The organism is Pelomonas caseinilytica (assembly GCF_021353235.1).
In the GTDB taxonomy this organism is placed as follows: domain Bacteria; phylum Pseudomonadota; class Gammaproteobacteria; order Burkholderiales; family Burkholderiaceae_C; genus Pelomonas; species Pelomonas caseinilytica.
Genome location: NZ_JAJTWT010000005.1, coordinates 387,202 through 404,013 on the forward strand (window position 1 = coordinate 387,202; position 16,812 = coordinate 404,013).

The 16,812-nt window shown below is 70.7% G+C and carries 17 protein-coding genes and 1 riboswitch; of the genes, 9 read left to right on the forward strand and 8 right to left on the reverse strand.

The window, feature by feature from the left end; translation table 11 throughout:
• Positions 1-336: 336 nt before the first annotated feature.
• Genes minC through minE form a run of 3 tightly spaced genes read left to right on the forward strand, consistent with a single transcriptional unit; the run spans position 337 to position 2,272 of the window.
• Positions 337-1,158, forward strand: a complete 822-nt coding sequence (minC, locus tag LXT12_RS14615) for a septum site-determining protein MinC (protein ID WP_233392917.1) — start codon at positions 337-339, stop codon at positions 1,156-1,158.
• Between the two features lie 27 nt (positions 1,159-1,185).
• On the forward strand, positions 1,186-2,001 hold the full coding sequence (gene minD, locus LXT12_RS14620) for a septum site-determining protein MinD (protein ID WP_233392918.1): 816 nt from the start codon (positions 1,186-1,188) through the stop codon (positions 1,999-2,001).
• Positions 2,002-2,014: 13 nt separating this feature from the next.
• A complete protein-coding gene (gene minE, locus LXT12_RS14625) occupies positions 2,015-2,272 on the forward strand; it encodes a cell division topological specificity factor MinE (RefSeq protein ID WP_233392919.1) in 258 nt (85 codons plus the stop codon).
• A gap of 116 nt (positions 2,273-2,388) precedes the next feature.
• On the opposite strand, the gene LXT12_RS14630 is transcribed toward minE, so the two are convergent.
• Together LXT12_RS14630 and LXT12_RS14635 are read right to left on the reverse strand one after the other, a co-directional pair.
• Entirely contained in the window at positions 2,389-2,979 is a 591-nt protein-coding gene (locus LXT12_RS14630; protein WP_233392920.1) for a lysophospholipid acyltransferase family protein, read from the reverse strand.
• Between the two features lie 147 nt (positions 2,980-3,126).
• A complete protein-coding gene (locus tag LXT12_RS14635; RefSeq protein ID WP_233392921.1) occupies positions 3,127-3,402 on the reverse strand; it encodes a 2Fe-2S iron-sulfur cluster-binding protein in 276 nt (91 codons plus the stop codon).
• 56 nt (positions 3,403-3,458) lie between these two features.
• Positions 3,459-3,611, forward strand: a riboswitch (FMN riboswitch).
• A gap of 87 nt (positions 3,612-3,698) precedes the next feature.
• Here LXT12_RS14635 and LXT12_RS14640 point away from each other — a divergent pair.
• The 3 genes from LXT12_RS14640 to LXT12_RS14650 are packed head-to-tail and all read left to right on the forward strand — an operon-like array spanning position 3,699 to position 5,690.
• Entirely contained in the window at positions 3,699-4,190 is a 492-nt protein-coding gene (locus LXT12_RS14640; RefSeq protein WP_233392922.1) for a 6,7-dimethyl-8-ribityllumazine synthase, read from the forward strand.
• Positions 4,191-4,239: 49 nt separating this feature from the next.
• The gene (locus LXT12_RS14645) at positions 4,240-4,749 is read left to right on the forward strand and encodes a M48 family metallopeptidase (RefSeq protein ID WP_233392923.1); all 510 of its coding nucleotides are present in this window, start codon (positions 4,240-4,242) and stop codon (positions 4,747-4,749) included.
• A complete protein-coding gene (locus LXT12_RS14650) occupies positions 4,746-5,690 on the forward strand; it encodes a tRNA dihydrouridine synthase (protein WP_233392924.1) in 945 nt (314 codons plus the stop codon). Before LXT12_RS14645 ends, LXT12_RS14650 begins: the two co-directional genes overlap by 4 nt.
• Here the strand turns inward: LXT12_RS14650 and LXT12_RS14655 are convergent.
• Positions 5,684-6,364 (reverse strand): Crp/Fnr family transcriptional regulator, encoded by a 681-nt coding sequence (locus LXT12_RS14655; protein ID WP_233392925.1) that lies wholly within the window; start codon positions 6,362-6,364, stop codon positions 5,684-5,686. The genes LXT12_RS14650 and LXT12_RS14655 overlap by 7 nt on opposite strands.
• Before the next feature lie 177 nt (positions 6,365-6,541).
• Here LXT12_RS14655 and LXT12_RS14660 point away from each other — a divergent pair, with 177 nt between their 5' ends.
• Positions 6,542-8,779: a S9 family peptidase gene (locus LXT12_RS14660; RefSeq protein ID WP_233392926.1), complete on the forward strand. Its 2,238-nt coding sequence runs from the start codon at positions 6,542-6,544 to the stop codon at positions 8,777-8,779.
• Positions 8,780-8,812: 33 nt separating this feature from the next.
• Here LXT12_RS14660 and LXT12_RS14665 read toward each other — a convergent pair whose 3' ends face one another.
• Positions 8,813-9,322, reverse strand: a complete 510-nt coding sequence (locus LXT12_RS14665; protein WP_233392927.1) for a hypothetical protein — start codon at positions 9,320-9,322, stop codon at positions 8,813-8,815.
• Between the two features lie 297 nt (positions 9,323-9,619).
• Here LXT12_RS14665 and LXT12_RS14670 point away from each other — a divergent pair, with 297 nt between their 5' ends.
• Together LXT12_RS14670 and LXT12_RS14675 are read left to right on the forward strand one after the other, a co-directional pair.
• Positions 9,620-9,838, forward strand: a complete 219-nt coding sequence (locus tag LXT12_RS14670; protein WP_233392928.1) for a hypothetical protein — start codon at positions 9,620-9,622, stop codon at positions 9,836-9,838.
• A gap of 189 nt (positions 9,839-10,027) precedes the next feature.
• Positions 10,028-10,726 carry a substrate-binding periplasmic protein gene (locus tag LXT12_RS14675; protein WP_233392929.1) on the forward strand — a complete coding sequence of 233 codons (699 nt, stop codon included), beginning with the start codon at positions 10,028-10,030 and terminating at the stop codon, positions 10,724-10,726.
• Positions 10,727-10,747: 21 nt separating this feature from the next.
• Here the strand turns inward: LXT12_RS14675 and LXT12_RS14680 are convergent, their stop codons facing one another.
• The 4 genes from LXT12_RS14680 to LXT12_RS14700 form a co-directional block, all read right to left on the reverse strand.
• The gene (locus tag LXT12_RS14680; RefSeq protein WP_233392930.1) at positions 10,748-12,514 is read right to left on the reverse strand and encodes a glutamine--tRNA ligase/YqeY domain fusion protein; all 1,767 of its coding nucleotides are present in this window, start codon (positions 12,512-12,514) and stop codon (positions 10,748-10,750) included.
• A gap of 69 nt (positions 12,515-12,583) precedes the next feature.
• A complete protein-coding gene (locus LXT12_RS14685; protein WP_233392931.1) occupies positions 12,584-13,393 on the reverse strand; it encodes a hypothetical protein in 810 nt (269 codons plus the stop codon).
• An 80-nt stretch (positions 13,394-13,473) separates the two neighbouring features.
• Positions 13,474-15,033 carry a methyl-accepting chemotaxis protein gene (locus tag LXT12_RS26760; protein ID WP_255763613.1) on the reverse strand — a complete coding sequence of 520 codons (1,560 nt, stop codon included), beginning with the start codon at positions 15,031-15,033 and terminating at the stop codon, positions 13,474-13,476.
• A 121-nt stretch (positions 15,034-15,154) separates the two neighbouring features.
• On the reverse strand, positions 15,155-16,732 hold the full coding sequence (locus tag LXT12_RS14700) for a helicase HerA-like domain-containing protein (protein WP_233392932.1): 1,578 nt from the start codon (positions 16,730-16,732) through the stop codon (positions 15,155-15,157).
• Positions 16,733-16,812 lie beyond the last annotated feature (80 nt).

Consider the following 16,812-nt stretch of genomic DNA (forward strand, 5'->3'; position numbering starts at 1 on the left):
GCTGCCGCAGTTGGCGCGGATGAGATGACTCAGGGTCCAAAAGACTTGACGGCTGCCAGAAGTGGGGATAAGTCAAGCCGCGCATGAGCCTTGTCGCGGGTCTGGAGGACAGCGCGGCGGTGTTTGTCCCCGCCAGCTGTGGACAAGTCTGTGGGCCGGCTGACGACAGCGGCGCTAAGTGCTTGATCGGCCATCCTGTGGTTTGCCCTGCCTGTTTTTGAGGCGGTCCGCCGTGTCGTCCTGGGGGCAGTCCCCGAGCGGGGTGTCCGTCGGCGACGGATAAACTCGCGGCCTTTTGACGAGGCGCTGGCGGGCGATGAGGGGCAGATGGCGGACATGACGAGGGACAGCGGCGGTCGCAGGAGCGCCCAGCGCGCCGGCGCGTTCGAGTTGAAGTCGCGCCGCTTCAGCCTGCTGGGCCTGGTGCTGCACAGCGCCGACATGGCCGAGATCGCGGCCGACTGGGCGGCGCGCGTCGGCTCCGGCGGCCCGGCCTTCGAGCACGAGCCCGTGGTCATCGACCTCAGCCTGGTGCCGCGCGCCCTGGCCGCAGCCACCGAGGCGCCCGAAGGGCAGGCGCCGCTGGCCCTGGACGGCCCCGCGCCGGTGGACCTGCGCGCCGTCGTCGAGATGCTGCGCGCCAGCCAGCTGCAGCCGGTGGCGGTGGCCGGGGCCACGGCCGACGAACTCGCCGTGGCGCGGGAGCTCGGTCTTGCGGACGCGGCCGACGAGCCTGCGGCCGAACGCCCTGTCCAGGCGGCGCCGGCCGAGGTGGTGCGCGAGATCACCGTCGAGAAGATCATCGAAAAACCCGCGGCGCCCGCGCCCACCCTGGTCGTCGACAAGCCGCTGCGCTCCGGCCAGCAGGTCTATGCCAAGGGCGGCGACCTGGTCGTGCTGGCGGTGGTGAGCCACGGCGCCGAAGTGATCGCCGACGGCAGCATCCACATCTACGCACCGCTGCGCGGCAAGGCCATCGCCGGCGCCCGCGGCGATACCTCGGCGCGCATCTACACGCGCAGCCTCGAGGCCGAGCTGCTGGCCGTCGCCGGCATCTACCGCACCGCCGAGAACCCGCTGCCCGCCGACGTCGCGGGCAAGCCGGCCCAGGTCTATCTCCAGGGCGAGAAGCTGCTGTTGCAGCCGCTGCCCGCCTAAGAAGCTAACAACGCAAGGAACACCCAGATGACCAAGATCGTCGTCGTCACCTCCGGCAAGGGCGGGGTCGGCAAGACCACCACCAGCGCGAGCTTCGCCACCGGCCTCGCGATGCGGGGCTTCAAGACCTGCGTCATCGACTTCGACGTCGGCTTGCGCAACCTCGACCTCATCATGGGCGTCGAACGCCGCGTGGTGTATGACCTCATCAACGTCATCAACGACGAGATCAAGCTGACCCAGGCCCTCATCAAGGACAAGCAGCTCGACAAGCTCTACATCCTGGCCGCCTCGCAGACGCGCGACAAGGACGCCCTCAAGCAGGAAGGCGTGGAGCGCGTGCTCGACGAACTCAAGGCGATGGAATTCGACTACATCGTCTGCGACTCGCCGGCCGGCATCGAGACCGGCGCGCTGATGGCCATGCACTACGCCGACGAGGCGCTGGTCGTCACCAACCCCGAGGTCTCCTCGGTGCGCGACAGCGACCGCATCCTCGGCATGCTCTCCAGCAAGACCAAGCGCGCCATCGAGGGCGGCGAGCCGGTGAAGGAGCACCTGCTCATCACCCGCTACAACCCCAATCGCGTGGAAGGCGGCCAGATGCTCAGCCTGGACGACATCCACGAGATCCTGCGCACGCCGCTGATCGGCGTCATCCCCGAGAGCGAGAGCGTGCTGCAGGCCTCCAACCAGGGCACGCCGGCAATCCACCTGCAGGGCACGGACGTGGCCGAGGCCTACAAGGACGTGGTGGCCCGCTTCCTCGGCGAGGACAAGCCCATGCGCTTCACCGAAGCCGTGAAGCAGAGCTGGTTCAAGCGCGTCTTCGGCGGCAAGTGAGGGAGGCCTGCAAATGGGATTCCTGAACTTCTTCCTCGGCGAGAAGAAAAGCTCGGCCAGCGTCGCCAAGGAGCGGCTGCAGCTCATCCTCGCCCACGAGCGCAACGGCCGCAGCGCCAGCCCCGACTACCTGCCGCAACTGCAGAAGGAACTGGTGGCCGTCATCAGCAAGTACGTGTCCATCAACCCTGACGACATCAAGGTCCACATGGAACGCCAGGGCGACCTCGAAGTCCTCGAAGTCAAGATCGAGCTTCCCGAAGCCAAATAAGCCCTGGCCGCGGGCCGAGCGCCGGGCCGCCCCGAGCCGGCCCGGTGGGCGATGTGCGAGCGGCTGGATGCCGCGAGCATCGCCGTCCCCTCGGCAGGACCGGACGAGGGGCTAAGTCACTCGTGCGTGAACTGGTCTGAGTTCTTGCCCTTGTACTGCGCGTAGTAGCGCTTGATCTGCGCCATGTCGGCCTCGATGTCGCCGCTGGGCGTGAACAGCGGACCCAGGCCGACCAGCTTGCGCGGGTAGTCCATGTAGGCCATGACGATGGGCAGCTTGGCCGTCGCGGCGATCCAGTAGAAGCCGGTCTTCCAGTACACCGTCTTGCTGCGCGTGCCCTCGGGCGGCACGATGAGCTGCACCGGGCCGTCGGCCGCCTGCAGGGCCTCGGCCGAGGCCGAGACGAGGTTGCTGGATTTGCTGCGGTCCACCGGGATGCCGCCGAGATAGCGCATCAGGCCGCCGAAGGGGAAGCGGAAGATCGAGGCCTTGCCCATCCAGTAGGGCGTGAGCCGCAGCGCGAAGGCGGCGAAGAGCGTGTAGGGCAGGTCCCAGTTGCTGGTGTGGGGCGCGGCGATGAAGACGCTCTTGCGCGCCTCGGGTGCCAGTTGGCCTTGCACGGTCCAGCCGGCCAGGCGCAGCCACGCCAGCGAGAAGCCCCTCAGCAGGGTGCTGACGACGGGCGTCGTGAAGATGGTGCGATGCATGCCGCGATTGTTCCGGCGCCCGGCCTGCCTCAATCTGAGGCAGCGCAAGAAAAGGCCTGTTGCGCCAACAACTTGCGGTGTCCGCCCGCAGGCTGTTCACGGGTTTGTCCACAGCGGCTGTGGACGATGTCACGGTCTGGCGAACGGTCAGCCCGGTCGCATCGTCAGGTCGCTGCGCGGCTCGGCCACGCAGGGCAGGAAGAAGCCCTCGGCCTTTTCCTCGGCGGACAGCCCCGGCCAGGCGATGCGATGCTCGATGCGGCCGGCTTCCAGGCGCGAGATGCAGGTGCGGCAGGTGCCGTTGCGGCAGGACCAGGGCAGGGCCACGCCGGCCGTCAGGCCCGCCAGCAGGACGGGCCGGTCGGCCGGCGCCTCGAAGCTTTCGCCGCCCGGCAGCACGGTGACTCGGAATGTCTCGGACATGATCGCCATCATGCCCGGGCGGCCGTTAGGATGCCGCCCGCCGGACGCGAGTCCGGCAGCGTTCTCAGGGCGGGGTGGAACTCCCCACCGGCGGTATGCGCTCCATGAGCGCGAGCCCGCGAGCGCCTTCGCCGCTGCGCGGTGGAGGGTCAGCAGACCTGGTGAGAGGCCAGGGCCGACGGTCACAGTCCGGATGAAAGAGATCGCGTCAGTGACGGCGCTCCCGTGCAGGCGGGCGGCGCCGCCGCTGCGTGCGCTTGCCCTGATTCTGGAAAACCGTCTTTCAAGAGGACACCATGAATCAGCCCCTCAATCCCAGCTTCAAGCTCAACCGCCTGCCGCGGGTGGCCATCGTGGCCGCCAGCTGGCACAAGGACATCGTCGGCGTGGCCGTGTCCGCCATACGCCATGAGTTCGACCGATGTCGCATCCCGCCCGACCAGGTCACCGTCGTCGACGTGCCCGGCGCCTTCGAGATCCCGCTGCATGCCAGGCGATTGGCCCGTTCGGGCCGCTTCGACGCCGTCATCGCCTGCGGCCTCGTCGTCGACGGTGGCATCTACCGCCACGAGTTCGTCGCGCACGCCGTCATCGATGGCTTGATGCGGGTCCAGCTGGACACCGACGTGCCGGTGTTTTCGGCCGTGCTGACGCCCCACCATTTCCACGAGCACGGCGAGCACAAGCGCTTCTTCGCCGAGCATTTCTCCACCAAGGGCGTGGAGGTGGCGCGCGCCTGCCTGGCGACAATGGCGAGCCTGGACCAGCTCGACGCGCTGGCCGCCTGACCCTGCACCGCGCGGCGCCCACCACGGCGCCGCGCCCTTGAATCGCGCCATGCTTGCCGCCCGCTACCTCGCCGGCTATCCCCCCGAACTCATCGCCCAGGCGGAGACCCTGCGCCTGCAGGGCCGCCTCGCCAGCCACCTCGCGCAACGCCTGCCCGAGCGCCACGAGGTGCGCAGCGATGTGGCACTGTTCGACTACGTGAACGAGTTGAAGAGCCGCCACATGCGCAACGCCGGCCCGCTGCAGTTCGTCGGCTTCGACGCCAAGCTGCGCGTGCTGCAGCAGGCACTCGGCACGCACACCCGGCGCACGCAGGTGCAGGGCGCCCGGCTCAGGACCCGCCGCGAGATCCGCGTCGCCACCCTGTTCAAGGAGGCGCCGGCCGCGCTGCTGCGCATGATCGTCGTGCACGAACTGGCCCACCTGCGCGAGCTCGACCACGACAAGGCCTTCTACCAGCTCTGCCAGCACATGGAGCCGGACTACTTCCAGCTGGAGTTCGACCTGCGGCTGTACCTGATGCACCTGGACCAGCCCCCGGGCGGAGCCGCGCCATGATCCTGCTGGCGCCCATGGAGGGCCTGCTCGACCACATCCTGCGCGACGTGCTGACCCGCATCGGCGGCGTGGATCGCTGCGTGTCCGAATTCATCCGCGTGACCGACCAGCTGCTGCCCAGCCGCGTCTTCACCCGCATCGTGCCGGAGCTGAGGAACGGCGGGCGCACGGCGGCGGGCGTGCCGGTGCATCCGCAGCTGCTGGGCTCGGACGTGAGCTGCCTGGCCGAGAACGCCGCCCGCCTGGCCGAGCTGCGGCCCGAAGGCATCGACCTCAACTTCGGCTGCCCCGCCAAATGCGTGAACCGCCACCGCGGCGGGGCGGTGCTGCTGGACGAGCCCGAACTCATCCATGCCATCGTCGCCGCCGTGCGCCGTGCGGTGCCGGCCGAGGTGATGGTGTCGGCCAAGATGCGCCTGGGCTACATGGACGCCCACCGCACGCTCGACGTCGCTCGCGCCATCGCCGAGGGCGGTGGCAGCGAGATCGTCGTCCACGCCCGCACCAAGGCCGACGGCTACAAGCCGCCCGCCTACTGGGAGCGCATCGCGGCCGTGCGCGAGGCCGTGGACCTGACCGTCATCGCCAACGGCGAGATCTGGACCGTCGAGCACGCCGCCCTGGCCCGCGAACGCAGCGGTTGCGAGCACCTGATGCTGGGCCGCGGCATGGTGGCCGACCCCGGCCTCGCCCTGCGGGTCACCGGCCAGCGCGCCGGCGGCCTGCCCTGGATCGAGCTGCTGCCGCTGATGCAGGACTTCTTCGCCCAGGTACGCGCCACCGTCGCGCCGCGCCACCAGGGCGGCCGCCTCAAGCAGTGGCTGCACTACCTGAAGCGCGTCTACCCCGAGGCCGAGGCGGCCTACGCCGAGCTGCGCACGGTCAATGCGGCCGACGAACTCGCGCGGCGCCTGTTCGCGGCGCCGGCCGCGGCCTACTGAGCCGGCGCGCAGCTCGCCGCCACGAGGCGGCCGAGGTCGTGCACCCGCAGGCCGCCGCGAACCACGTCGACCAGGCCCAGTTCGCCGAGTCGCTTGAGCGCGATATTCGCGCGCTGCCTCGACGTGCCGGCGAGCATGGCGACCTCCGCCTGGGAAATGCGCAGCACGGCATCGCGGGTCGACGAGCGTTGCGCCAGCTCGGCCACCGCGCGTGCCACGCGTGATTCCAGCGAATCCAGCCGCGTGCTGAGGGCTGCGCTGATCATGGTGCCCAGCCGGGCGTTCAGCAGGTCCTGCAGGAAGTGGTTGAAGCCGAGACTGGCGGCGCGCAGGCGGCGGAACTGCGCCGCGGGGATGAGCACCGCGCGGGTGTTGCGCAGGGCGACGGCGTCGAACAGGCAGGGCTGGGCCTTCATCAGCGTGCCCTCTCCGAACCAGCCGCCGTCTCCGACGACGTCCAGCATGGTCTGATCGCCGTCCGCATGCGTGACGGACAGCGACACCAGCCCGTCGATGACGCCGAACCAGGACGTCAGCGGGCTGCCCACGGCCGCGAGGTGGGCGCCGCGCGCGAAGCTGCGCTCCACGGCCGAAGCCTGCAGGTCGCGCAGGTCTTCCGGCGCCAGCAGCTTCGCCAGCGGCGTGGTCTCGAGATGGGCGCGCGCATCCAGCATGGGCGCGCAGTTTAGGGGGCGGCTTTCCATCGAAGGCGGCGCGCATCGACCTGAAAGCCCAGCGGCCGGCGCTCGGCGGGTGACAGGCGCCAGCGCCAGCCGACCCCCGGGCTTGCCCTGATGGCCGCGTCGCCTAGGCCCGCCCTTGACGCTGGATGGCGCGGCTAGCATGCGGCGATGAAGACCCTCCTGTCCCTGCTCGCCTGCGCCTGCGTCACGAGCGCCGCCGCCGCCCAGCCCTCCCAGGCCCAGCCCCTCACCCTCGAACGCATCACCGCCGACCCGCCGCTGGCGGGCCGGCTGCCGCGTCAGGCCGAGGTCTCGCCGGGCGGCAAATGGGTCAGCTTCCTGCGGCCCTCGCAGGCCGACAGCGAGGTGCTGGAGCTTTGGGCCCAGCCCGTGGGCGCGGAGGTCCAGGGCGGCGAGCCGCGCAAGCTCGTGGCCGCGGCCGACCTGCTCGGCGGGGCCGCCCAGCAGCTCAGCGAGGCCGAGAAGATGGCCCTGGAGCGCCAGCGCATCAGCCAGCGCGGCATCACCGGCTACCAGTGGTGCGGCCGGGACGACAGCACGCTGCTCTTCCCGCTTTCGGGCGACCTCTACCTCGTGCGGCTGACGGCCACCGGCCCCCAGGCACGCAAGCTGGCCCTGCCGACCGGTGCGCCCAAGCAGGACCCGCGCTGCACCGCCGACGGCCGGCGCCTGGCCTATGTGCAGGGCGGCAACCTGTTCGTGCTGCCCCTCGACGAGGGCGCCAGCCCGCGCCGCCTGACCGCCGATGGCGGCGCCACGCTGGGCTGGGGCCTGGCCGAGTTCATCGCCGCCGAGGAGCTGTCGCGCCAGCGCGGCTACTGGTGGTCGCCGGACGGCAAGTCGCTGCTCGCCCTGCGGGTGGACGAGGCGGGCGTGACCGTCAAGACGAGGGCGCAGATCTTCGCCGACCGCACCGCCATGACCCAGCAGCGCTACCCGGCGGCGGGGGAGGCCAATGCCAAGGTCACGGCCTTCGTCATCGACGCCGCCACCGGCCAGCGGCGCGAGCTGCCGCTGCCGGCGAGTGCGGAGTACATCGCCCGCGCCGGCTGGTTCGCCGACGGCACGCCCTGGCTGCAGTGGTTCACGCGCGACCAGACCCGCCTCACGCTAACCGAGTTCAAGGCCGGCGCCGCGCCGCGGGACATCACCGTCGAGACCGACCCCGCCTGGGTCGAGGTGCACGACGACCTCATCGAGACGCCGCGCGGCCTGCTCTGGTCCAGCGAGGCTTCGGGCCGGCGCCAGCTGCTGCTGCTGGACCGCGCCAGCGGCGCCCGCACCCCGCTCACGCAGATGGCCGAACCGGTCGCCCATGCCGTCTGCGCCGATGCCCGTCAGGTGGTCTTCGCCGCCGCCGGTGACCGCGGCAAGGCCCAGGAGCTCTACAGCCTGCCGCTGGCCGGCGGCAAGGTGCAGGCCCTGCCCGGCGCGGCCAGCCGCCAATGGCGCGACGCCAAGGCCGACCGCGCCTGCACGCGGCTGCTCGTCACGCGCTCGGCCTGGGGCATGCCGCCGCGGCTGGAACTGCGCGCCCTGGACGGCTCCGACCGCGCCATCCCCCTGGCCGGCGACCCGCCGGACCCGCTGCTGCGCCAGATCGCCAGCCTGCCGCTGGCCCTGGAGCTGACCGCGGCCGACGGCCGCACGCCGCTGAACGCCTTCTTCTTTGCCGCCCAGGACCGCCGCGAGGGCCGGCACCCCGTCATCGTCATGGCCTACGGTGGCCCCGGTGCCGCGACCGTGAGCTGGGCCTGGGGACGCGACCTGCCGCTGATCGCCTACTGGCAGATGCGCGGCTATGGCGTGCTGACGCTGGACACGCGTGGCATGGAGCATCGTGACCGCGACTTCACCCGTGCGCACTTCCACGCCTTCGGCAAGGTGGAGGTGGCCGACCTCTTCGCCGCCGTGCGCGAACTGCCGAACCGAGTGCCGGGCGTGGACCCGGCGCGCATCGGCTTCTTCGGCTGGAGCTATGGCGGCTTCCTCGGCGCCCGCGCGGTGCTGGATGCGGACACGCCCTTCGCGGCTTCGGTCGCCGTGGCACCGGTGACGGACTGGACCCTCTACGACACCGCCTACACGGAGCGTTACCTCGGCCAGCCCGAGGGCGGCAAGGCCGAGACCTACGCTTCGGCCAACCTGCCCGCCCGCGCGGCGCTGCTGTCTCGGCCGCTGCTGCTGATGCACGGCACGGCCGACGACAACGTGCTGTTCGAGCACACCCTCAGACTGGTCGAGGCGCTGCAGGCCGCCGGCAAGACCTTCGACCTGCAGATCTACCCCGGCAAGGCCCACGGCATCGCGGGCCGGGCGTCACGGCTGCACCTGTATCGCACCATGGACGCCTTCTTCGAGCGGCATCTCCAGCCGGGCCGCTGAGCCTGCGCGACGGCCGGGCGGCGCAAGGCGCGCTCAGTTCAGGCCCTGCCGGCCCCGCTGGCGCGCAAGGTAGTTGGCCTCGTACTGGTCGCGCTCGCGCTGCACGCGGGCGTCGCGGGTCTCCCAGTCGCCGCATTGGAAATAGGAGCCGCCGAACAGCCAGCCCAGCACGCTGGAGTCATCCAGCGCCCGTGCGTCGCCGCCGGTGCAGACCATGGCGGCCTTGGAGCCGCTCTGCTCGGCCAGTACCGACTGCACGAGCATGGAGCGCGACAGCAGCACAGACACCGGCATGCCCACGGCCAGCAGCACGCCGCCGATGACCACGCCTTTGAGCCAGCGCGGCAGAGGGGCCGCCGCCGAATCGGCAGCAGCCTGGGACGGTGTGGCTTCGGGCCGCTTGAACGGCACGGTGGCGGTGAAGCTCGTGGCCTCGGTGGCCGTGGTGGATGCCGTGCGTGTGGCCTGGCGCCCGCCGCCGGTGCCGCTGAGCAGCCGGGGCGGGGCAGGGCGGGAGGCGGTGGCGGGCGGGGACTCGGGCATGCGGGACGGACGGCTTGGCGGCGAAGCGATGCTAGGGGGCACCCTCCGGCGCCACCTGTGAGCAATTGAAAGCCTGGCGTGGCAAGCGCGGCGATTCGTGGCGGATGTCACGGCCGCCGTGGCCGGGGCCCGGCGGGACGACCGTCGTCGAGCCGGACGACCGGCCCTGGCGGATGGACCCGCCGTGACATCTTGGCGCGCGGGCCCCCCACCGACGGGAGGGCCGATGACGGCCGCGACGTTTTCACGCGCGGTGGGGCGATGCGGCGCCTAGTCTGCTTGCCAGAGAGGTGCCCCATGAACTCACGTCCCCTGCCCCTGACGACTGGCTACGAACTGCGCTTCGAGTCCCTCTTCCACACCGGCCGGGCGCTGGCCTTTCCCTGCGATGCCAGGGGCGGCGTGCAGCTGGACGCCCTGACGGAGAAGGCGCGACAGAACTACCTGTTTGCCCGAGCGGTGGTGGGCCGGGACTACGCCAGCCCCATCGTGCTGTGCTGCGGTGCCCACGATTGAGGGGTTTATTCGCGCGCGGTGGGGTCGCCGCGCCACAAATGACGCCGCGAGGGGCGCGGCCACGCCCAGCTGTGGTGCAATGACTGGATGGGAGTTGACAGGGGAGGCCCCGTTGACGGGGCGATGTCCGGTGAGCGGCGCAGGCTGTGCGCGGCCGCCTTGCTGGCGTGGTTGGGAAGCGGTGGCGCCTTGGCGGCCGAGACCCCGGTGCTGCGCATCGAGACCATCCAGTCCGAACCCTTCGGCCGCATCGGCCCGCAGGGCGGCAGCGGCCTCATGTACGACATCGGCAACCTCATCGTCCAGCGTGCGGGGCTGGCGGCCGAGAACCGCGTCGTGCCCTATGCCCGCACGGTGCTGAGCCTGCAAAGCGGCACCTCCGACATGGTGCTGCGCTTCTCGAACGACGAACTGAAGTCGGTGGCCCACCAGGTGGCGCCCGTGCTGGCCCTGCCGACGGTGCTGGTCAGCCGGCGCGATGCGCCCGTGCTGCGGATGGAGGATCTGGCCCGCCTGGCACTCGCCGTGCCGCGCAGCTTCCCCGTGCCCGAGAGCCTGGCCGCCGTGCCGGGCCTGCACGTGCAGTGGGTCAACAGCAACGAGCACGCCATCCAGATGCTGATGACGCGACGCGTGGACGCGGCCTACGGCAGCACGCTGGGCCTTTTCGGCGCGGCCCGCGGCCTGGGCCTGCGCATGCAGGAGTTCGCGCGGCCGGTGCTGGTGGAGCGGCAGACCTTCTGGCTGCACCTGTCGCGCCGCAGCGCCACGCCGGAGCTGATCGACCGCCTCAGCCGCGCCGTCGACTCCCTGCAACGCGACGGCAGCATCCAGCGCCTGTACCAGCGCGCGCTGCAGGACTTCGGCGACGACCGGATGCCGGAGTGAGTCCGGCATCGGCCGCGCCGTTCAGCGGCTGAAGCTGTCCTTGAGGCCGGTGATCTTGTTGAACACCGGCCGGTCGGCGCGGTGGTCGACGCGGTCGGTCACGAAGTAGCCGTGGCGCTCGAACTGCCAGCGTGCGTCGGCGGGCGCATGGGCCAGCGACGGCTCGACGAAGGCCTGCACGACGCGCAGCGAGTTCGGGTTCAGGAACTCGAGGAAGTCGCGCCCGCCCACATCGGGCTGGGGCTCGGCGAAGAGGCGCTCGTACAGCCTCACCTCGGCCGCCACCGCCTCGTGCGCGCCCACCCAGCCGATCACGCCCTTGACCTTGACGGCGTCGGCGCCGGGCGTGCCACTCTTGGTGTCGGGCACGACCGTGGCCAGCACGGCCGTCACCCGGCCCTCGGAGTCCTTCTCGCAGCCCGTGCACTCGATGACGTAGCCGGCCTTGAGTCTCACCTTGTTGCCCGGGAAGAGGCGGAAATAGCCCTTGACCGGCACTTCCATGAAGTCCTCGGCCTCGATCCACAGCTCGGGGCCGAGGGAGAAGCGGCGCAGGCCGAGTTCGGGCTTGTGCGGGTGGGCGGCCACCTCGCAGGGCTCGCGGTGGTCGGCGCTGCCGAAGACCTCGGCGAAGTTGGTGAGCTTGAGCTTGAGCGGCTGCAGCACGGCGAAGGCGCGCGGCGCCTGGGGTTCGAGGTCGGCGCGCAGGGCCTGGTCGAGCACGGTGTCCTCGATCCAGGCGTTCTGCTTGCTGGCGCCCGTGGCCTCCACCATGGCGCGGATGCTCTCGGGCGTGAATCCGCGGCGGCGCAGGCCGACGAGGGTGGGCATGCGTGGGTCGTCCCAGCCGGTCACGTGGCCTTCCTCGACCAGCTGGCGCAGCTTGCGCTTGCTGGTGACGACGTAGTTGAGGTTCAGGCGGCCGAACTCGATCTGCTGGGGCAGCGGGCGCGCGAGCAGGCCGAGGTCGGCCAGGCGCTCCAGCAGCCAGTCGTAGAAGGGCCGCTGGTCTTCGAACTCCAGCGTGCAGATGCTGTGGGTGATGCGCTCCAGCGCGTCCTCGATGGGATGGGCGTAGGTGTACATCGGGTAGATGCACCAGGTGTTGCCCGTGGCGTGGTGCTCCGCGTGCTTGATGCGGTAGAGCGTCGGGTCGCGCAGGTTGATGTTGGGCGAGGCCATGTCGATCTTGGCCCGCAGCACCATGGCGCCGTCGGCATGCCGGCCATCGCGCATCTCGCGAAAGCGCGCGAGGTTGTCCTCGGGGCTGCGGTCGCGGAAGGGGCTGTTCACGCCCGGCCGGCCGAAGTCGCCGCGGTTGGCGCGCATCTCCTCGGCGCTCTGCTCGTCGACGTAGGCGTGGCCGGCCTGGATCAGCGCCTCCGCGGCCCGGTACATGAAGTCGAAATAGCTGCTGGCCTCGTAGAGGTTGTCGCCCCAGCTCCAGCCCAGCCACTGCACCATCTCCTTGATGGCCTTGACGTACTCCAGCTCCTCCTTCTCGGGGTTGGTGTCGTCGAAGCGCAAGTGGCAGGCGCCGCCGTAGTCGCGGGCCAGGCCGAAGTTCAGGCAGATGCTCTTGGCATGGCCGATGTGCAGGTAGCCGTTGGGTTCGGGCGGGAAGCGGGTGCGGATGCGGGCCTCGTCCAGCGGGCCGGCGGCATGGTGGGCCGCGTCGCCGGGCGTGCCTGCGAAATGGCGGCCGGCGAAGGTGCCCGTCTCCAGGTCGTGCTCGATGCGCTGGCGCAGGAAATTGGTGGCAGGGGCGGCGGAAGCGTTGTGGCTCATCGGCGACTCGGGAAAAGACAAACGGGCCGCCTGTTGTTGCACGGCGGCCCGGCAGGGTTGGCGTCGATTCTAAGGACGGGCCCGCAGCGGCAGCCGCACATGCGCCAGGCCAATGCTGATCCACACTGCGACGCTGAAGTAGAGCGTCATCCAGACCACCTCGCTGCGCCAGCGTGCCCAGTCGTGCGAGACCGTCCAGCGGCTCGCCGCATCGGCGATGCCGGCGGCCAGGCTGGCATAGCTGCTGCCGGCCGCCTCGTCGGCCACCCAGCGGGCCCAGTACATGGGCACGTCGACGGCGAACATGTAGGCGGCGTAGAGGGCGCCGGCCGCGATGGCCAGGGCCAGCCAGCGCCGGCCGCGCGCCGTGGCCCGCGGCCAGATCACCAGCATGGCCAGCACGCTGAGCACCGCCGCGCTGCCCCACAGCGTCTCCTCGACGACGTGGCCGATGTTGCGCGTCGTCAGCACGGCGTACCAGGAGTGCAGCTCGGCGATGGCGATCATCGGCACGATGGCGTGGGCCACCTGCAGGCTGAAGCGTCGTCCGGTCGCCAGGGCGCAGCCGCGCAACAGCAGCGCCCATTGCGCGGCGAAGCTCAGCTCGGCGATGGTGGCGACGGTGCGGCCGACCAGCACGCTGGAGGCCCAGCTGTCGACCATGACGACGCGTGGCACGTCGAAGACCGGCAGGAAGGAGCGGTAGCCGCAGCCCAGCACGTACAGGGCTGACAGCAGCAATTGCAGGCGCTGATGGGGCCAGGTGGTGCCGTCAGGCCGGTGGCGATGCAGCCAGGCGGTGGAGGCGGTCCAGGCGAGCAGGTTCAGGCCGGCGATGGCGCACAGCAGGTGCCACCAGGTCAGGGTCGTCGCGTCCATCATCGCGATCTCCTCGAAGGTTGATGCGGCCGGCCGTCTGCGGCGCCGCGGAAGGCTGCGCCGGCAAGCGGGATGCCTGCTCAGCCGCCGGAGCCGACCTTGAAGACGCCCACCACCTCGTGCATGTGCTGGGCCTGGCCGCGCAGGCTGTCGGCGGCGGCAGCAGCCTCCTCCACGAGGGCGGCGTTCTGCTGCGTGACCTTGTCGAGCTGGGACACGGCCTCGCTCACCTGGCCGATGCCCGTCGTCTGCTCCTGGGTGGCCGAGCCGATCTCGGCGATGAGATCGGCCACGCGGCGCACCTGGGTGACGATCTCGGTCATGGTCTCGCCCGCCTCGCCGACGAGGCGGGAACCGGCGTCGACGTTGTCCACGCTGTGGCCGATCAAGGTCTTGATCTCCCGCGCTGCCTGGGCGCTGCGCTGGGCGAGGGCCCGGACCTCGCCGGCCACGACCGCGAAGCCGCGGCCCTGCTCGCCGGCGCGTGCCGCCTCGACGGCGGCATTGAGCGCCAGGATGTTGGTCTGGAAGGCGATGCCGTCGATGGTGCCGATGATGTCGGCGATCTTGCGCGAGCTGGCGCTGATGTCGCCCATGGTGGCGATGACCTGCTGCACGACCTGTCCCCCGCGCGCCGCGACGCCGCTGGCCGACTCGGCGAGCCGCGTGGCCGTCTGCGCGGTGTCGGCGTTCTGGCGCACGGTCGCGTTCATCTGCTCCATGGAGGCGGCCGTCTCTTCGAGATTGGCGGCCTGCTGCTCGGTGCGCTGGGACAGGTCGGCGTTGCCGCTGGCGATCTCGCCGGCGCCGGTCAGGATGGAGTCGGCACCCTGGCGCACCTGGCGCACGATGTGGACCAGGCCATCGCTCATCTGGCCCAGGGCCGCCAGCAATGTGGCGATCTCATCGCGGCCGTCGGCACGGATGGCCGAGGTGAGGTCGCCGCCCGCCACCGCCTGCGCGAAGCCGACGGCGCGTCCCACCGGTTCGGTGATGGACCGCGTGATCATCCAGGCCAGGGCGGCGCCGAGCGCGAGGGCGACGGCCGTGAGGATGGCGGTGGTGGCGACGGCCATGGCCCGGGTTTCCTGGCCGCGCTGGTATTCGGCGGCGGCCTCCTCGACCTGCAGCTTGACGAGTTGGTCCGCCAGGTCACGGGTCTTGCCGGCCAGAGGCAGTGTCTTCTCCTCATAGATCTGCAGCGCCGTGCTCATGCCGCCCGTGGACAGCGCCGTGCTGACCGGCAGCAGGCCTTCGTCGATATAGGCCTTGCGCATGGCGGCGAAGCGCTTCAGCAGCTCGCGCTCCCGCTCGGTCAGCTGCGTGGCGAGGTAAGCGTCGAGCAGCTCCTGGCCGCGTTTGAGGTTGGCGTTGAGTTCGTCGCTGCGCCGCTTGATCTCGTCGAAGCCCGGCGCGCGCAGCATCTCCACGATGACGAGGCGGTTGCGCGTCGAGAGGTTGTTGAGTTCGGCCAGCTGGGACAGCGGCACGGTGCGGTCCCGGTAGACCCGCTCCAGCCCCGCCGCGACGCGGAAGGTGCCGCCCACGCTGACCACCGCCACCACCAGCATCAGGGCCAGCACGACCGCGAAGGCGATGCCGAGTCGGTAGCCGATGCGCAATTGCGTCAGAGCTTTCATGGCGTCTCCCGTCTATCTCTTGGTGTGCGCACCAGTCTGCCGCATCGCCGTGGCGGCGTCGATCAGGAGAACGTCGTCTAACTTGCCCGGTGTGCGGTTTCACCGCAACGGTGTGCGCGATTCAGCGCCGCCGCGACCCTCCGCCGCCGAGCAGGCTGCCCAGCACGCCGCGGATGATCTCGCGGCCCACGGCCGTGCCCATGCTGCGCACCGCCGAGCGGGCTGCCTGCTCGGCCAGGCCCGGATGCCGCCCGCCTCGCGGGCCGGTGGTGCCAAAGAGCACGTCCTTGAGGCCATCGAGCATGCCGCCGCCGGTGTCGGCGGGTGCGGGTGCCGGCACTGCCGGGCCGCCCTTGAAAACGCTGCCAGCCTCGGCGGCGATGCCACCTCCGGTTCCGCCGGGCGCCGTTGCCGGTGCGCCGCCGGCCCGGCCGGTCAGCTTCTCGTAGGCGGATTCGCGGTCCAGGGCCTTGTCGTAGACGCCTGCGACCAGGGAATTCGCGATCAGCGCCTGGCGCTGCGCCGCCGTGATGGGCCCGATCTGGCTGCCCGGGGGCAGCACGTAGACGCGCTCGGTGACGCTGGGCCTGCCCTTGTCGTCGAGCAAACTCACCAGGGCCTCGCCGACGCCCAGCTCGGTGATGGCCGCGGCGATGTCCAGCCCGGGCTTGGCGCGCATGGTGTCTGCCGCGCTCTTGACGGCCTTCTGGTCGCGCGGCGTGAAGGCCCGCAGTGCGTGCTGCACGCGGTTGCCCAGCTGGCCGAGCACGGCGTCGGGGATGTCCAGCGGGTTCTGCGTCACGAAGTAGACGCCCACGCCCTTGGAGCGCACCAGGCGCACCACCAGCTCGATGCGCTCGACGAGCGCGTCAGGCGCGTCCTTGAACAGCAGGTGGGCCTCGTCGAAGAAGAAGACGAGCTTCGGTCTCTCCAGGTCGCCCACCTCGGGCAGGGTCTCGAACAGCTCGGACAGCATCCACAGCAGGAAGGTCGCGTACAGCCGCGGCGCGTTCATCAGCTTGTCGGCGGCCAGGATGTTGACGACGCCGGCACCGCCATCGGTCTGCATGAAGTCGGCGATGTTGAGCATGGGCTCGCCGAAGAACCGGTCGCCGCCCTGGGCCTCGATCTGCAGCAGGCCGCGCTGGATGGCGCCGATGCTGGCCGCCGAGACGTTGCCGTACTGGGTCGTGAACTGGCTGGCGTTGTCGCCCACGTGCTGCAGCATGGCGCGCAGGTCCTTCAGGTCCAGCAGCAGCAGGCCGTTGTCGTCGGCGATCTTGAACACCATCTGCAGCACGCCGGCCTGGGTGTCGTTCAGGGCCAGCATGCGTGCCAGCAGCAGCGGCCCCATGTCGGACACGGTGGCCCGCACCGGATGGCCCTGCTCGCCGAACACGTCCCACAGCGTCGTGGGGCAGGCCACGGGCTCGGGCGGCTCCAGGCCGCGGTCCTTCAAAGTGGCCAGCAGCTTGTCGCTGGCCTGGCCGGCCTGGCTGATGCCGGTCAGGTCGCCCTTCACGTCGGCCATGAAGATCGGCACGCCGAGCCTGGAAAAACTCTCCGCGAGCTTCTGCAGGCTGATGGTCTTGCCGGTGCCGGTGGCACCCGTGATGAGGCCGTGGCGGTTGGCCAGCGCGGGCAGCAGCAGGCACTCGGTGTCGCCGTGGCGGGCCAGCAGGATGGGGTCGGTCGTCATGGTGCTGAAGGGCCTCCTCTAAAATCGCCGTTCTGCCAACGATAAATCAGGCCGCCGCAACGCTGGCCGTCAGAAGAGGA

Coding starts and splice junctions, on each gene's coding strand:
- minC (WP_233392917.1), top strand. CDS start 337: ATGACGAGGGACAGCGGCGGTCGCAGGAGCGCCCAGCGCGCCGGCGCG.
- minD (WP_233392918.1), top strand. CDS start 1,186: ATGACCAAGATCGTCGTCGTCACCTCCGGCAAGGGCGGGGTCGGCAAG.
- minE (WP_233392919.1), top strand. CDS start 2,015: ATGGGATTCCTGAACTTCTTCCTCGGCGAGAAGAAAAGCTCGGCCAGC.
- LXT12_RS14630 (WP_233392920.1), bottom strand. CDS start 2,979: ATGCATCGCACCATCTTCACGACGCCCGTCGTCAGCACCCTGCTGAGG.
- LXT12_RS14635 (WP_233392921.1), bottom strand. CDS start 3,402: ATGTCCGAGACATTCCGAGTCACCGTGCTGCCGGGCGGCGAAAGCTTC.
- LXT12_RS14640 (WP_233392922.1), top strand. CDS start 3,699: ATGAATCAGCCCCTCAATCCCAGCTTCAAGCTCAACCGCCTGCCGCGG.
- LXT12_RS14645 (WP_233392923.1), top strand. CDS start 4,240: ATGCTTGCCGCCCGCTACCTCGCCGGCTATCCCCCCGAACTCATCGCC.
- LXT12_RS14650 (WP_233392924.1), top strand. CDS start 4,746: ATGATCCTGCTGGCGCCCATGGAGGGCCTGCTCGACCACATCCTGCGC.
- LXT12_RS14655 (WP_233392925.1), bottom strand. CDS start 6,364: ATGCTGGATGCGCGCGCCCATCTCGAGACCACGCCGCTGGCGAAGCTG.
- LXT12_RS14660 (WP_233392926.1), top strand. CDS start 6,542: ATGAAGACCCTCCTGTCCCTGCTCGCCTGCGCCTGCGTCACGAGCGCC.
- LXT12_RS14665 (WP_233392927.1), bottom strand. CDS start 9,322: ATGCCCGAGTCCCCGCCCGCCACCGCCTCCCGCCCTGCCCCGCCCCGG.
- LXT12_RS14670 (WP_233392928.1), top strand. CDS start 9,620: ATGAACTCACGTCCCCTGCCCCTGACGACTGGCTACGAACTGCGCTTC.
- LXT12_RS14680 (WP_233392930.1), bottom strand. CDS start 12,514: ATGAGCCACAACGCTTCCGCCGCCCCTGCCACCAATTTCCTGCGCCAG.
- LXT12_RS14685 (WP_233392931.1), bottom strand. CDS start 13,393: ATGGACGCGACGACCCTGACCTGGTGGCACCTGCTGTGCGCCATCGCC.
- LXT12_RS26760 (WP_255763613.1), bottom strand. CDS start 15,033: ATGAAAGCTCTGACGCAATTGCGCATCGGCTACCGACTCGGCATCGCC.
- LXT12_RS14700 (WP_233392932.1), bottom strand. CDS start 16,732: ATGACGACCGACCCCATCCTGCTGGCCCGCCACGGCGACACCGAGTGC.